We start from the raw sequence: 13938 nt of genomic DNA, 5'->3' as shown, positions 1-13938 counted from the left end.
CTGGAAAAATCCATCCAGGCCGTCAACGCGGCTGGCCTGCACCTGATCGACGGTGCGCAGCTAGCGGTCGCTGAATGCGTTTGGATCAATCGATGCCGACGCCGGCACGCTGACCATCCCTCCGCCACCTGCCGCGTCGGACCTTCGGGGTCGCCCGAAGTCCGTTCGCGCTATCCTGCGGTAATCCACAGGGATGAAGGAAGTGAACATGGCCGCACCGGGAAGCGGTGGTTTCGATTGGTCAATATGGGCCGCATGGGCGCAGATGCTAGTTGCGCTCCTGGCCCTCGCATTCACTATTTCCGAAAGCAGGCGATCGCGGAGAGAACGCCGCATTGAGCGTTTGGCGGCCGATTCGCAGCGACGCGAGGAACGGGACGAGGCTGATCGCGATCGTCGCCTGAGAGCTCGGCCCAATCTCTTCGGGACATGGATGTTGGACGAAGACGAAGACAACGCCGAGTTCATCGTCAAGAACGAAGGGCTCGGACCTGCAACGATTGTGTCGTATGAGGCTACTTTCGGGGGCGCTACGTACAAGGCGCTCGATGCCGTCAACCTCGAAACAATCTGCCGAGATCTGGACATTGTTTGCCAGTCCAAGGGACATTACCCAGCGCTAGCATCTGGCACTTCCATTGCTCCAGGCGAGACTGCGAGATTGCTTTCAATGCATATCGTAAAGAGAACTGATAAGTCGCCACCGCTGGCTGCTATACCTGGAATGTTTGACTTTCACATCTCGTACGTCTCGATTTACGGTGACCTTATCGAAGACGTCACAGGCAAAAACTCGTGATGATGCGAAAGGCGGGCATGGCACTACGCTAAAGCGCGCAACCAGGCGCTGGAGCCATCATCTCTTCCAGCCCCGTCGAGGCCCCGACCATGTGCTACTCCGCCAGAATCCACTCCGACTATCGCAAGATGCTGCGCAAGCTGGGGCCCGTCATGGACCTCAAGGCATTCGCGAAATTGTGGTTGCGAGAGAAGGGTCTGGAGCGGGACAAGATCCCGAAGGCGCTGATCGACGGCCTGCGATCGGAACTCGCGGCCGAGGCCGTGACAGAGATGGATGCCCGCTTCGCCGAAGACGAACAGGCATGGCAGCAAGAGCTGTTCAAACAGTCGAAGCGCAAGGCCGACAACGAGCGGAAGCTCGCCACGAAGCCGACGAAGACCGCTGAGAGTGAAGTCCGCATCGCTACCGGGAAAATCGATCAACTCAAGCGCTGGATCGCCGACGTGAAGCGGACCGACCTGGTCGACCGCGACTGGCAATTCTTCCCGCAGTGGTGGGCACCCGTGATCGTGCGCGACGGCGACCAGTACGTCATTCGCCCGATGCGCTACCAGCTTCGCAAGCCTGGCCTTCCGGCGAGTTCTGACTTTGTGGTCGACAAGAAGACCGGCAGGAAGCGGTTGTCTGGTACCTACAACGCCCGAAGGGACAACCTCGATCGCTACTGGCGACACCAGTTCGGGTACACGCACGGACTGATGATCGTCGACACGTTCTGGGAAAACGTGGAGGGTCCAGAGGGCAAGAATATCCGCCTGCAGTTCGTGCCCCGCACCGGCGAACCAATGCTTGTCGCCTGCCTCTGGGCGAACTGGAGCGATCCCGAAGGCCTCTTGCCGGACCTACCCTGTTTCGCGGCCGTCACCGACGACCCTGAGCCAGAGGTCGCCGCAGCTGGCCACGATCGGACCATCATCAACATCAAGCCTGAGCACATCGAGGCTTGGTTGAACCCGGACCCGGCCAATCTGCAGGCCATGTTCGCGATCTTCGACGACAAGCGACACCCCTACTACGAACACCGGATGGCCGCTTAGGGATCCAGCTCGTCAGCGCTGATCTTGCCGTGCTCGTACAGAGAGGCCTGCGTCGTGTCGAACGCCCAGTGCCAGGTGTCGTCGTCCAGCGCGCCGGCGTCGCGCTTAATTTCGTCGGACAGCGCGGCGTAGGCCGGCCAGAAGTCGGCATCGTCGGGGTAGTCAGCGATGAGCTTGGGGAGCTCCGCGGCCAGCGCGTCCAGGCGCGCAGAGATTGATTCTTGGGTGTGCTTGGTCATGGGGTCAGATTAGGGAATTGCGGCGGCGCTTGCTGCCGCGGCGTCGGGCCGATTCTTGATCGGGCGTCCAGCTCGACACGGAGGGCTCAGACCCAGGCATGGCGCCCATGGGGTGCCTGTACATCGGGCCCCACTCGTACAGCGCGGTCGGGCGCGTGACCGCAATCTGCTTGGCCTCGCGGATGGCCCATTTGGCGCACCAGTAACGCGCCTCAGAGACGCTCTCCGCGACGGCCTCGCGCTGCACCGAGTCGGCCCACAGCGTGCCTACCCGCACGCGCCAGTAAATGCCGTCCCGGCCGTAGGTCGCCACTTCGCACGGCCCGTACATCAGGAACCAGGTGAGCGCCTTCCGTTCGCATTGCCGCCAGTGAAAGTGCTCAGGAAGGGGGACGTCGGGGTACTCGCGCATGGCGCCAGCATAGCGGCGGGGGTCTCATGGGCTGCGACCGGCCGTCCGAGAAGTGCCCAAATCGGATATCCAACTCCGAAGAACTGGCCTAAATCCGTTGGTAGCCGCTAGTTATTTGAGAGGTGGGTCTAGTCGGATTCTATATTTAAATCAACGCGTTATGAGCCGTAAGCCCAAAGACTGTTAATCAGGGGGTCGTTGGTTCGAGTCCAACTTCGGGCGCCAAGATTCGCGTTATGCACCAAGGCCCGCAGCGATGCGGGCCTTTTTGCTTTTGTACGCGGCGGTCCAAAACTATCGCGCTCGTCCAAAATCGCGCGACCTGAAGCGCTCGCAGCCGCCACCCTACGCGGCCTGCCGCCCGCCCCCTACCCGCCCTGCCCGCTCAGGACGAGCACTGGCAGTCCCCGGCGTAGGTCTTGCAGTCCGAGGGCACCATCCATTGCTCGCGATAGCCCTCGCTGTCGCGGGTGAGCCGGATCACGCCGCGGCGCGCGCCGATGTACCAGCGCCCGCGATGCTCGACGATGCTGGACGGATTGACTCGCCACCACTGCATGTTGTTATGCAGGCGCGTGGCCTGCATCGTCTGCAGGTCCAGCCGGGTCACGCCCACCACGGTCAGCAGGTACCAACTGCCGCCGCGCGCGTAAGCCGCCAGCGGCGGCTCCTCCAGGCGCAGCACCTGCTCGACTTGCCAGCCCTTGCCGTCGACCGAGCGCAGGCGATGGATGGAACCGTCGCGAAAGGTGCGATTCGACAGGCCCACGACATAGACGTCGCCGCGATGCTGGGCGAAGCCGATCGGGTTGACGTCGAGCAGCGTGCGCCGCTGCCGCCCGCCGTCGCTCACCCACTCCACGGAACCGCCGAGCATGCCCTGATTGCGCCCCACCAGCCGACCGCGCTTACCGACCGACCACACCAGGTCGCCGTTCTTGGCGTCCTGCGCACGCGGCGCGAACATCAGCTTGTCCCCGGCCACGCGCGCGCCCCACTCCTGCTGGGCCATGCTGGTGCAATGCCAGTCCAGCTCGGTACGCGCAGGTTCGACGACCGTCCACGACGAGGCAGCGGTGGCCGCGATCAGTGCAATGCCGGTCAGCATGCGGCGCTTGCGCTGCGCGCATCAGGATCTCGCCTGCACGCACACGGACCTTGCGCGAGACAGGGCGCGCGGCCGCATAGGGCCGTCGACCGGCCCGTCGACTGGCTAAAACCTCGATTCAATCCCCACCATTCGCAATCCATCGCTACTCCCACTCCGGCGCCGCCGCGTCCGCCGCATCTTGGCAGAAGACGGACGCGATCGCTTCGAAGCCGCCGCATTTCGGGCTTAGGGAAGAACGGGCTTGGGCGCGGCTGCGGGACCCGCCTCCACGAAGCTGCCCGCATCCCCCGCCGCGACGGTCTGCAGGTATTCGTACCACTCCCGTTGGATGGTAGCGATCGGCCCGATCCGGCGTTCGAAATCCGCCAGCGTGCCGTCGTCGCGGATCAGGGCGCGGAAGCCGGCGGCGTACTTGCCGTCCTCGTAGTGGAACAGGAAGTGGGTCAGGCTCCAGTAGCCGATGTAGTACTGGTTGAAGCGGCGGTTGAGGTCGGCGCGGTCGTTGCCGGCGATCAGGGTGCGCAGGGCGACGATGCGCCCCGCGCGGATATCGGCCTCGGGGTCGCCGCTCAGGCCCAGCTCGCCCAGCCACCAGATCGGATAGGTGTCGAGGTCGATGCTGCCGGGTCGCAGGCGTCCTCCCTCCAAGCGGCTCGCGCCGAAGTAGCTGGCCAGGCCCTCGTTGACCCATTTCGCCGGCTTCAATTCCGCCAGTTCGTGGTTCAACTGATGGGTGGCCTCGTGGACCATCCAGTGATACGGGTTGGCGACGCCTTCGGTGTAGTAGGCATAGCAGGTTGGGGCCAGGTAGTAGGCCTCGGCCCAGGCGCTGCTGCGGTTATGCGCGCGGAACTGCGCGCGATCGCCGTAAAGCACGAGCTGGTGCTTGGCGCGTCCGGCTTCGTCCTTCAACTCGAAGGTTTGCAGGTAGGCCGCATGCAGGGCCTCGGCTGCCGCCAGCACCGCGCGCGTCTGCTCAGGCGTGGCCGTGCTGGTCGCGCGGTAGTGTGCGCTTTCATAGCGCGGGCCCGCGGGCAAGGGTGCGCCCGACGCCGACACTGGGCCCGCGAGCCGATCGCGCGACCACCAATACGCGCCGCCAGCGATCGCCAGCAGGGCGAGCCCGTAGCAGATCCAGCGCGATCCCCGCATCGCCGTCCTCCCAGGCCGCAGGCGCGGCCCTGAGCGCACCTTCGCCGAACCGGTAACGCGATTCAACGCCCGCAGCGCATAAACGAACGGGGCCGCGATTTCCCGCGGCCCCGTTCATGTCCTGGCGAGTCTTGCGCCTTACCAGCAGCGCGAGATGTCCGACGTGGCCGCCGACTTCACGCCCGCGGCGTTCAGGCCAAGCGTGCCGCACAGCGTGTCCTGCGTCTGCGGCCCTTGCGGCGTGGCCGTGAGGTTGTAGGCATTGACGGTCTGGTTGGCGATCGCGATGTTGTAGTAGGTCGTGCCCTGGCGCGGCGACACGTTCATGCCGGCCGGGAGCGCGAAGCCCACGTAGGTGTTGTTGACCGAGCGGAAGCGCTCGGCCAACTGGGCGATCTCGACCAGGTCGGCCTTGGCCTGGCCGCGTCGCGCCTTGCGCACGCTGTCCTGGTACGCGGGCACCGCGATGCCGACCAGGATGCCGACGATCGCGATCGCGATCATCAGCTCGATCAGGGTAAAGCCTCGGATGGCATTGTGGCGATTCATGTCTCTGGCTTCCTGATTGCGTTAACGGACCTGGCGCCACGACTGGCGACCGCACATGCCCCACTTGTACAGCGGCGGGCCACCTGCGGCTTGGACGATGCGCGAGCAGGTCGGCATGCCCAGGCGTGCGGCGATCTCGGCCGCCGTGGCGTTGGCCGGCAGATCCGGCGGCGGCGGCGGGCTGAAGATGTTCACGTCGGTGATCGGGCCGCTGGTATCGGCCTCCAGCTTCAAGGCACCGGCGTTGCCAGACATGGGATCGGCCGTGGGCGAACCGGGCCGCACGCTGCTCATGTAGGCACTGCCGCTGAGCGCGCTCAGACCGTACAGCCAGTTCGTACCGCCCGCCGCGCAACCGGTTTCGGTGGAGTTGGCCGCGGACGACGTGATCGGTTCGAAGGTCGGGAAGAAGAAGGTGCCGTCCTGGATGCGCGGGCGTCCGACCATGCGCTCGCCGGTCTGCACCGGGGCCGCAGCGCCGGTCTTCACCGCCAGGTCCAGGTACCAGCCGGACTTGGTGAGGAAGTTGACCGAGTTCTGAGTGACTTCTCGGATGCCATCGGTGTTGTCGTTGCTGAGCACCTGCTGCTGCAGGGCCGTCGCACGCGCGGCGGTGATGCGCGCGCCGTTGTCGACCACGCCGTACACCGACTGCATGTCCTTGTTGTCGGAGTCGCCGCCGAAGGAGTAGCTGCCGGTACCGAACAGGATCATCACACCGCTGGACGGACCAGCCACGGCGTTCAGACCGCCGGTGATGGGCTGACGCTTGCCGTTGGCGTCCTTGGCGGTGAAGAAGGGCTTGTCGGCGCCGAAGACGACGGTGTTGGTGCGCAGGTCGAACTTCCAGATATTGCCGTGCAGATCGCCGCCGTAGACGGTGTCGACGTAGCCGTCGCTACCGGCGGCGTAGGTACCGCCGCCGGCTGCATCATAAACGTAGCGATCCAGCGCCATCACGTTGCCCATGCCGTTGGGATCGGTCGGCACGCCCGTGCCGGCGGTCTCGGCGACTTCGATCGTCACGACCGAACCATCCGCGATGTCGACCACAAACAGCGAGGCCTTACCGCCGATGCTGCCGTAGCCATTGCCGAAGATCGCCTTCCAGCGCGTGCCGCCCGAGGTGCGCACCGGCACGATCAGCGGCTTGCCCAATACATGGCCAATGCGCTGACCGGTAGTGCCGGTGACCTTGTCGTTGACTTCCCACATCACGTTGCCGGCGGTGAACAGGGTCGGATCGGTCACGTTCAGACCGAACACGCTGCGTCCGCCCGCGCCGGAACTGCCGACCAGGACCGTGGCCCAACCGCTGCCGGTATAGGCGTCCGAGACCGTGATCGGACCATCGACGAAATAGCGATGCTGGAAGATCTGGTCGCCCTTGCGGTCCGGATCGTAGGGGAAGAGCAGATTGCCCATATGCCCGACCGAGGTCGCCGGGATGTAGCCGAACGACTCGCCGCCGTTGTCGCCGCGGAAGGCGTGCAGCATGCCGTCGTTGGCGCCGACATAGACCATCGGCAGGCGGTTCTTCTTCAGCGTCAGATAGGCCTCGTAGTTGTACGGATCGAACTCGGTAGCGTTGGCGCCGCGCAAGGTCATGTAGCCGTAGTTGTCGAACGCGGAGGACACCACCGGCGAGGAATTGATGACGTCGCCCAGGCGGGTGGTGCGATCGCGCATCTTGCCGCCGTTCTTCTTCTCGCCCGTGTCCTGACCGGCCAGGTAGGCCACAGCCTCGGACTCGGTCACGCCCAGTGTGGTGACGGCCGCCTTGGTGCAGGTCGAGAACGTATCCGCGCACAGCGTAGTGAACACGTCGCCCAGGTTGCTGGACGAGAACGCCTTGACCACCGGCTTGACGGCGCCACCGGTGGTGGTGCCGAACAGCAGGTTGCGCCCGGTGCGCGGCAGCTGAGCGCTAGCCTCCCACTTGGCGGTGAAGGCGATCTGGCCGGCGGTATTGACGCTGACCGAGGACGCGTTCAGACGGCTGTACCAGTCGGTATTGTTGTTCTTAGCCTCGTAGAACGGCACCACGGACAAGGAGTTGCTGGAGATACGCGCGCCGCTCAGGCCGGTGCTGCCCGAGGGGCTGGCGCCGCCGGCGACCGAGGCCAGCACGCGACGCATCGCCGCGGTGATGTCGGCCGGGGTCTTGGCGTTGATGTATTCGCCGCGGGTGTTGATCGAGGCGTGCCAGATATCGTCGACCGTGGTCGGGTTGTCGTTCTGCCAACCGGGCCAGGTCGGATTGGTCACGAACGGATCCTGAGGGACGTCCGGGTTGAAGATGGTGCCGCGGGCGCCCAGCGTGATGCCGTAGAAATTGATGTGCAGACGGCGCTCGCAGTCCAGCTTATTGCTCGGCGACGGGCTCTTGCACTCGTCCGGCACCGGCACGCGGCCGGCGCCGCCGTTGAGCGCGAAGTTGCCGTCGGTGCGCAGCGGCACCACGCCGCCGGCCTCGGTGCCCAGGTAGTACTGGCTGACGATGTCGGCCATGGTGTCGCTATTGTTGTCGGCGAACGGCGCGCCCATGTTGCCGTCGATGTTGCCGGTGGTGATGGTGCCGCCGTTGCTGTAGCCGTCGGTGAACAGCATCACCGCGTTCTTCTGGCACACGCGCTGAACCGGAGCGCCGCCCTTGCCGTCGGCGACCGCGTCGGTGCGCCGGAACTGACTGGCCGCCGCGCTGACCGCCTGGCGGTTCGGCGTGCCGCCGCTGGCGCCCAGCGCGAACACCCCGTTGGTGTACAGGTCGTCGCGTCGGGCCTGCACGCTCATGTCCTGCATGTAGACTCGTTCGGCCGCGGTGTTGATCGGGTCGTTGAAGCTGCCGTTGGAGTTGATCGGGAAGAAGCCGACGCGCATGTCCTTGATGTCGGCCAGCGAACGGCTCATGCCCGCGACCATCGCGCGGTTTCGGTTGCCGTAGTAGCTGAACCAATTGACGAAGTTCTGCAGCTGGGCGTTGTAGTTGGCCGTGGTGTCGAAGTTGGCCGACGCGATGGTGTAGCGCCACATGTTGCAGCCGGTGCCGCAGGCATCGGCGATCACCGGACGCGAGACCGCGTCTGTCTTGTAGCCCACAGGCTGCTCGGCCGCCGGCGTGGTCGTCTTCATGTAGAAGGTCGCCGGGTAGTACTGCATGTAAACGGTGGTAGTGCCGCCGTTCCAGGTCTGGCCGCCCGCGGGGACGGTGAACGAGTTACCGCCCACGATCTGGTAGTTGGTGCCGGCCGGCATGAACATGCCGTTGCGCATGGTGAAGATTTCGGCCGTGGTGTAGCGGGTGGCGGCCAGGTTGACGGTGGTACCGGCATTGCGCGGGTCGACCTTGGTGGCCGTGGTCGATGCGTTGCCGTTGGGATTGCCCGCGCTGTAGTCGTACGGCACCTTGGTCGGCGGCATCGCCGAGGTCAGCCACGCTTCGTACTTGACGTTGGGATTGAAGAACGAGGGATTGAAATCCGACGAGCGCGCCGCGCCCAGCGAATCCAGCGGCGGCAGGCCGAGGAAGCCGCCGCCCGCACGCGGGCCGGGCAGCAAATAGAAATGATCGCAGCCGCCGTCGGTGCGCGGCTTACCCGCGTTGGCGCCCGTGGTGTAGAACAGGCCGTAAGGCTGTGTGCTGCTGTCGCGGCCGAAGCAGACCTCGCCGTCCTGACCGGGAAACATGGTCTGGAACGTCATCGAGCCGGAGTCGTCCACCGCCATCATGAAGGCCGGCGGCACGCCGTCGCCGCCCAGATTCAGCGGCGCCTGCGCGAGCGTGCCGGCGCCCTGGGTGGTCGTGTTCGCGACCAGGCTGGGTATGCGGACGCCGAGCACCACCAGACCGGTCGCGGCGATAGTGAGGAGAATGCGATTCGCGTTCATGGCCAGGGCCCTCAACGGCCGATGAAAATGGTGTCGACGACAGCGTCGGACGACGGTTCTGCGGCGCGATCGGCGCGGTAGGCGGTGATGCGATAGCGCACGAACACCTTCTCGCTGGCCGGGATCTCGCCGATGTTCAGCTGTCCGCCGCCGATGCATTGATCGATGTTGCGCACGCGCGCGGGCGGTTCGGGGGTACCGGCAGGCGCGATCGACGCCGCGGTGCCGAACGCCGCCGGGTCGAAGCCGCCGCAGCGCTCCTCCAGGCGGGTCGAAGCGCCAACCAGCGTTTCGGCCTGACGCGCCAGGTCCTCGGCGCGCTGGAACGCCACGTTGGTGGCCAGGTAATTGGCCGACATGCGCTCCTGCATCGTCGCCACCTGCATGCCCGTGATGCCGAGCAGCGCCAGGATGATCAGGAAGATCAGCGCCACGTAGAGCGCGGCACCTTGTTGCTTGCGCGGACCGTTGAATCCGGAACGACTCATGGGCCTGTCTCCTCAGTTCTCGAACAGGCGGTTGCGCTGGGCAACGGTGGTTTCATAGACGGAGCGGTAGAAGCCGTCGTTCTGCGGGGTCACCAAGGTGCCCAGTACCGACATCCGCTGCACGGTCGGATCCATTTGCGCGGATACCGCGCCTTCGGAGCTGCGCATCACCAAACCGACCTGGACCGAGCCAATACGGCGCCAGAGGCTGGCGTTGTTACCCACCGGATTGCTGACCCCGCCACCGACCTGATTGGCAGTCCAACTGGTGGTGATATAGCCGCTCGGCGGCGCATCGGCGGCCACGACGCGATCCTGACCGTACAGCAGTTGCAGCGACTCCACGCCCTCGACCAACTCTTCGCGCCGATCCGGCCCGACCGCATCGAGTCCGCCGGCAGCGTTGCGTACGAAGCGCGCACGGTACAGCGACGGTCCCGTCGTGCCGGTACCGCCGGTACCAGCGCCGATACCAACGAAGTACACCACCACCTCGGCGCGGTACAGCGTCGCCTTGGCCGCATCGTAAAAGTCGCGATCGCCCATGAAGTTGGAGAGATTCAGCGGATCGCCCGCCGAGGAAACGGTGATCGCGCCCGTACCGGCGTTCACGCCACCGGCGAACACGCTGGCGCGCTTGCAGTCGCCGATGCCGAACAGGCCCGATCCACCGGTGGTGACATCGGTCGTTTCCGGAGTAATGGTGCTGGTCGGGTCGCCGCCGGTGAAATTGGTCATGCCGGTGCCGATCGGCCAGAAGTACCGCAGCACCAGGATGTCGCTGCCCGCCACCGGCTGCAATGCGCCTATGTCGGCCGGCAGGGCTGGATTCCACTGATTCACGTTGCCCAGCACCGGCGTGCCGCTGGCGACGTTGATGGTGTCGCCCGGCGAGGTGTTGACCGCCTCGAAACCCTGCATGCCGACGTCGAAGCGCAGCAGATAAGGCGCGTTGGCGAAGTTGTTGGCGACGCGGTCGGCCTGATTGAGGAACAGCAGGTTCAGGCCTTCCTCGGCCGGCACCGCCGCCTGTAGCAGGGCGGTGTCGTTGATGCAGCCCAGGTGCCCGGCCATGCGCAGATCACGCTCCAGCGAGTCCATCGCAAAGCGAGCGTTCTCCTGCGCGCGCCCCATGCCTTCAGCCAGACGGTAGGCCGACCTTGAGGCCGACATCACCTGCACCAGGCCCAGCATCAGCACCATGCCGATCGCCAGCGCGACCATCAGCTCGACCAGCGACAAACCCTGGGAGCGGTAACGAATATGCGAATGACGAGTCATAGCCGTGTGGTCACCACGTAGGTCGATTGGGCCTGGCCCAAGGCGGCCTGGTTGAGGTCGTCGGCCCAGCGCAGGGTCACGGTCACGACGTCGCCGTTGAACACCACCTCGCCCTGCCCGCCCGGCAGGCTGGAGCTGACTTCACAGCGCCACACGTTCATGTTGGCGTTGAAGTCGATCGCCGCGCCGCGGCCGCAACCGCCGACCGCGGGCGTGGCCGGAAAGCTGTTGAAGGTCAACGCCGTGTACTGGCGCGACACCACGCGATTGGTGCGCATCATGTCGATGACCTGATGCGACAGGTTCACCGCGGTGGTGCGATGGTTCGCGCTCTGGGTGTAACGGATGTTGAGCGTCTGCAGGAAGGCCAGACCGAGCAGGCCGAAGGCCAGCACCAGGAGCGCGATCAGCACTTCGATCAATGAGAAACCGCCGACGGAACGCCGCGACGGCGCCCGGGCGCGCGAAGTAGACCGGCTCATGAGCAGCTTTCCTTTTGAATACGCACCTGGCCGGCGCGGCTCACGGTCAGGCGACGTTGCTTGTTGATGGCGCCGGTCGTGCAGCCCACGACGTGCGCGTTGAATACGGCATTGGCGGCCGGCGCGCTCATGCGGCCGCGACGGTCGAATACGATGTTCGGCACCGCGGCCCCGGCCGACGCCAGGGCCACCTGCGCCGCGTTGCCTTGGAAGTAGCGGATTGCCGGCTCGTCGGCGCCCTTGGCGCCGTCGGTGTTGGCGTCGTTCCAGACCAGCCAGCCCGCGCTCCAGTCGTTGCCGCAGGTGGCGCCGTCGGCACTGGGGCAGACGCCGCCGGCGCGATTGCTGCGCATGGCCTCGCTGCGGGCCAGGTTGACGCCGGCGATCATGGAATTGGACGCCGCGGCCAGGCGGTTATTGCTCAAGGCATCGGTGAACGACGGCCAGCCCAAAGCCAGCAGCACGCCCAGGATGGCGATCGCGATCATCAACTCCATCAGGGTAAAGCCCTGATTGGCACTCATTCTGGACATGCTCTCTCCCCAGCATTCACGAAAACGATGCTAAAGGAGTGTTCTCAAGTAGCAAGCAATGACCGGACAGGCGGTCCAGCGGTGTGGATAGGCGTGCCAGAAGGCGTCAATTTGTGACAGAAGGCGGCGCACAAATGCGACCGAAACCCAAAGCAGCGGAGCACGATGTCCGAATTGCGCGATTCGCGACCGTTCGTCCCGAGGCGCACAAGCTCTGCAATTGCTGGCACTGCAGGCCCGCGCAGGCGGCCGCGCGAGGCATCGCTTCGGCACCTTTCGAGTGCCGAAGAAGCGAAATTTTAACGTCGCTGCTCGATCAGCGAGCTTCGCGCGCACCAACGGTGCTCAGCGGTCGGCAGGGGTACCGCGACCCGTTGCAACCTTCTCCCCTGCCCGCGCGCGCCAAGCCGGACCGGGGTTGATCGCCCCGGCCGCGGCCGGCCCGGCGTGAGCCCGCCGGGCCGGGGCTCTATCAGGTCACGACCCGATAGCAGGGTCGGTACTCGCCTGCGATCTTCATGCGGCGCTGCTCGACGAAGGCGCGCAGCAGCGCGTCCAGCGACTGCATCATGTCGGCGTCGCCGTGGATCTCGAACGGGCCGAACTCCTCGATGCGGCGCATGCCGTCCTCCTTCACATTGCCGGCGACGATGCCGGAGAAGGCGCGGCGCAGATCCGCCGCCAGTTCGTGCGGCTTGCGGCCGTGGTGCAGGTCCAGACCCGCCATCGCCTCGTGGGTGGGCACGAAGGGGTGCTGGAACTCGACCGGTATATCGATCGACCAGTTGAAATAGAACGAGTCCTTCTGCGCGATGCGGTGCTCGCGCACCTTGCGGATGCCGATGGACATGCGCTTGGCCACCGCCTCCGGATCGCCGACGATGATTTCGTAGCGCGAGGTCGCCGCCTCGCCCAGGGTCAGACGGAGGAAGCGGTCGATCTGCTCGAAGTACGGCGCCGAGGCCACCGGGCCGGTCAGGATCAGCGGGAACGGCAGATGCGCGTTCTCCTCGCGCAGCAGGATGCCGAGCAGGTACAGAATCTCCTCGGCGGTGCCCACGCCGCCCGGGAACACGATGATGCCGTGCCCCAGACGCACGAAGGCTTCCAGGCGCTTCTCGATGTCCGGCATGATCACCAGGTGATTCACGATCGGGTTCGGCGACTCGGCCGCGATGATGCCCGGCTCGGTGATGCCGATGTAGCGCATGCGGCGCTTACGCTGCTTGGCATGGGCGATGGTCGCACCCTTCATCGGCCCCTTCATCGCGCCCGGGCCGCAGCCAGTGCAGATGTCCAGGCCGCGCAGGCCCAGCTCGTAGCCGACCTGCTTGGTGTAGATGTACTCGTCGCGCGAGATCGAATGGCCGCCCCAGCAAACCACCAGGTTCGGGTCGGCCGGGTGCAGGATGCGCGCGTTGCGCAGCAGGCCGAACACCGCGTCGGTGATGCCGTCGCTGCTCTTGAGGTCGCGGCCGCCGTCGGCCGCCAGCTCGATCGCCGTGTAGGCCAGGTCGCGGACCACCGCGAACAGCAGCTCGGCCACGCCGCGGATGATCTCGCCGTCGACGAAGGCCATGGCCGGGGCGTGGGTCAGGTCGATACGGACGCCTCGGTCCTGCTGGTGGACCTGAATATCGAAATCCGGGTACAGCTCGCGCGCCGCGCGCGGGTCGTCGGACGCCGAGCCGCTGGTCAGCACGGCCAGAGCGCAGCGGCGCAGCAGATCGTGCATGCCGGTGGAAGCGTCGCGCAGGCGCGCGACCTCGTCGCGGGACAGGACGTCCAGCCCGCCCTTGGGGTAGATACGTGCGTTCACCGTCGGCAGGGCGGTGGTGATGGTTGCGGTCATGCTTGCCTTCTCTTGGGTGTTCATCGTCGATAGTTGGACAGCGACTCTAGCGCAGGGGTCCCCATAAAAGAAAACGGCCGGGTTTCCCCGGCCGTTTCCTGGTGTCGCAAGA

At 65.6% G+C, this 13938-nt stretch carries 13 protein-coding genes; 2 read left to right on the top strand and 11 right to left on the bottom strand.

What is annotated here, in order from left to right; translation table 11 throughout:
* The first annotated feature begins 208 nt into the window (after positions 1–208).
* A complete protein-coding gene (locus tag ASD69_RS22085) occupies positions 209–799 on the top strand; it encodes a hypothetical protein (RefSeq protein WP_157499301.1) in 591 nt (196 codons plus the stop codon).
* A gap of 89 nt (positions 800–888) precedes the next feature.
* Positions 889–1839 (top strand): SOS response-associated peptidase family protein, encoded by a 951-nt coding sequence (locus tag ASD69_RS17915; RefSeq protein WP_056181591.1) that lies wholly within the window; start codon positions 889–891, stop codon positions 1837–1839.
* On the opposite strand, the gene ASD69_RS17910 is transcribed toward ASD69_RS17915, so the two are convergent.
* The 11 genes from ASD69_RS17910 to ppnN form a co-directional block, all read right to left on the bottom strand.
* On the bottom strand, positions 1836–2078 hold the full coding sequence (locus ASD69_RS17910; protein WP_056181589.1) for a hypothetical protein: 243 nt from the start codon (positions 2076–2078) through the stop codon (positions 1836–1838). The two genes, ASD69_RS17915 and ASD69_RS17910, sit on opposite strands and share 4 nt — an antisense overlap.
* A 4-nt stretch (positions 2079–2082) precedes the next feature.
* The gene (locus tag ASD69_RS17905) at positions 2083–2490 is read right to left on the bottom strand and encodes a hypothetical protein (RefSeq protein ID WP_056181585.1); all 408 of its coding nucleotides are present in this window, start codon (positions 2488–2490) and stop codon (positions 2083–2085) included.
* 385 nt (positions 2491–2875) lie between these two features.
* Positions 2876–3598 (bottom strand): hypothetical protein, encoded by a 723-nt coding sequence (locus tag ASD69_RS17900; protein ID WP_056181582.1) that lies wholly within the window; start codon positions 3596–3598, stop codon positions 2876–2878.
* A 228-nt stretch (positions 3599–3826) separates the two neighbouring features.
* Positions 3827–4753, bottom strand: a complete 927-nt coding sequence (locus ASD69_RS17895) for a DUF1570 domain-containing protein (protein WP_157499299.1) — start codon at positions 4751–4753, stop codon at positions 3827–3829.
* Positions 4754–4891: 138 nt separating this feature from the next.
* A complete protein-coding gene (locus tag ASD69_RS17890; RefSeq protein WP_056181576.1) occupies positions 4892–5302 on the bottom strand; it encodes a type IV pilin protein in 411 nt (136 codons plus the stop codon).
* A gap of 21 nt (positions 5303–5323) precedes the next feature.
* Positions 5324–9190 (bottom strand): PilC/PilY family type IV pilus protein, encoded by a 3867-nt coding sequence (locus tag ASD69_RS17885; RefSeq protein WP_056181572.1) that lies wholly within the window; start codon positions 9188–9190, stop codon positions 5324–5326.
* Positions 9191–9201: 11 nt separating this feature from the next.
* Entirely contained in the window at positions 9202–9678 is a 477-nt protein-coding gene (locus ASD69_RS17880; RefSeq protein WP_056181569.1) for a PilX N-terminal domain-containing pilus assembly protein, read from the bottom strand.
* A 12-nt stretch (positions 9679–9690) separates the two neighbouring features.
* Positions 9691–10959: a PilW family protein gene (locus ASD69_RS17875; RefSeq protein WP_082576622.1), complete on the bottom strand. Its 1269-nt coding sequence runs from the start codon at positions 10957–10959 to the stop codon at positions 9691–9693.
* Positions 10956–11441 (bottom strand): type IV pilus modification protein PilV, encoded by a 486-nt coding sequence (gene pilV, locus ASD69_RS17870; RefSeq protein WP_082576611.1) that lies wholly within the window; start codon positions 11439–11441, stop codon positions 10956–10958. The genes ASD69_RS17875 and pilV overlap by 4 nt, the downstream gene beginning before the upstream one ends.
* Entirely contained in the window at positions 11438–11974 is a 537-nt protein-coding gene (locus ASD69_RS17865; RefSeq protein ID WP_082576621.1) for a GspH/FimT family pseudopilin, read from the bottom strand. Before ASD69_RS17865 ends, pilV begins: the two co-directional genes overlap by 4 nt.
* Positions 11975–12446: 472 nt before the next feature.
* Complete coding sequence (gene ppnN / locus ASD69_RS17860) at positions 12447–13850, bottom strand: nucleotide 5'-monophosphate nucleosidase PpnN (protein ID WP_200944029.1); 1404 nt, start codon at positions 13848–13850, stop codon at positions 12447–12449.
* Positions 13851–13938: the final 88 nt, after the last annotated feature.

The organism is Lysobacter sp. Root604, assembly GCF_001427505.1.
GTDB lineage: Bacteria > Pseudomonadota > Gammaproteobacteria > Xanthomonadales > Xanthomonadaceae > Lysobacter.
The sequence above is the reverse complement of the archived record's forward strand: the minus strand, read 5'-3'. Positions and strand labels throughout refer to the sequence as shown.

Bases quoted from the DNA above. Each gene is read 5' to 3' on its own strand.
- ASD69_RS17910 (WP_056181589.1), bottom strand. From the start codon at position 2,078: ATGACCAAGCACACCCAAGAATCAATCTCTGCGCGCCTGGACGCGCTG.
- ASD69_RS17890 (WP_056181576.1), bottom strand. From the start codon at position 5,302: ATGAATCGCCACAATGCCATCCGAGGCTTTACCCTGATCGAGCTGATG.
- ASD69_RS17915 (WP_056181591.1), top strand. From the start codon at position 889: ATGTGCTACTCCGCCAGAATCCACTCCGACTATCGCAAGATGCTGCGC.
- ASD69_RS17875 (WP_082576622.1), bottom strand. From the start codon at position 10,959: ATGACTCGTCATTCGCATATTCGTTACCGCTCCCAGGGTTTGTCGCTG.
- ASD69_RS17895 (WP_157499299.1), bottom strand. From the start codon at position 4,753: ATGCGGGGATCGCGCTGGATCTGCTACGGGCTCGCCCTGCTGGCGATC.
- ASD69_RS17865 (WP_082576621.1), bottom strand. From the start codon at position 11,974: ATGTCCAGAATGAGTGCCAATCAGGGCTTTACCCTGATGGAGTTGATG.
- ASD69_RS17880 (WP_056181569.1), bottom strand. From the start codon at position 9,678: ATGAGTCGTTCCGGATTCAACGGTCCGCGCAAGCAACAAGGTGCCGCG.
- ASD69_RS17905 (WP_056181585.1), bottom strand. From the start codon at position 2,490: ATGCGCGAGTACCCCGACGTCCCCCTTCCTGAGCACTTTCACTGGCGG.
- ppnN (WP_200944029.1), bottom strand. From the start codon at position 13,850: ATGAACACCCAAGAGAAGGCAAGCATGACCGCAACCATCACCACCGCC.
- pilV (WP_082576611.1), bottom strand. From the start codon at position 11,441: ATGAGCCGGTCTACTTCGCGCGCCCGGGCGCCGTCGCGGCGTTCCGTC.
- ASD69_RS17885 (WP_056181572.1), bottom strand. From the start codon at position 9,190: ATGAACGCGAATCGCATTCTCCTCACTATCGCCGCGACCGGTCTGGTG.
- ASD69_RS22085 (WP_157499301.1), top strand. From the start codon at position 209: ATGGCCGCACCGGGAAGCGGTGGTTTCGATTGGTCAATATGGGCCGCA.
- ASD69_RS17900 (WP_056181582.1), bottom strand. From the start codon at position 3,598: ATGCTGACCGGCATTGCACTGATCGCGGCCACCGCTGCCTCGTCGTGG.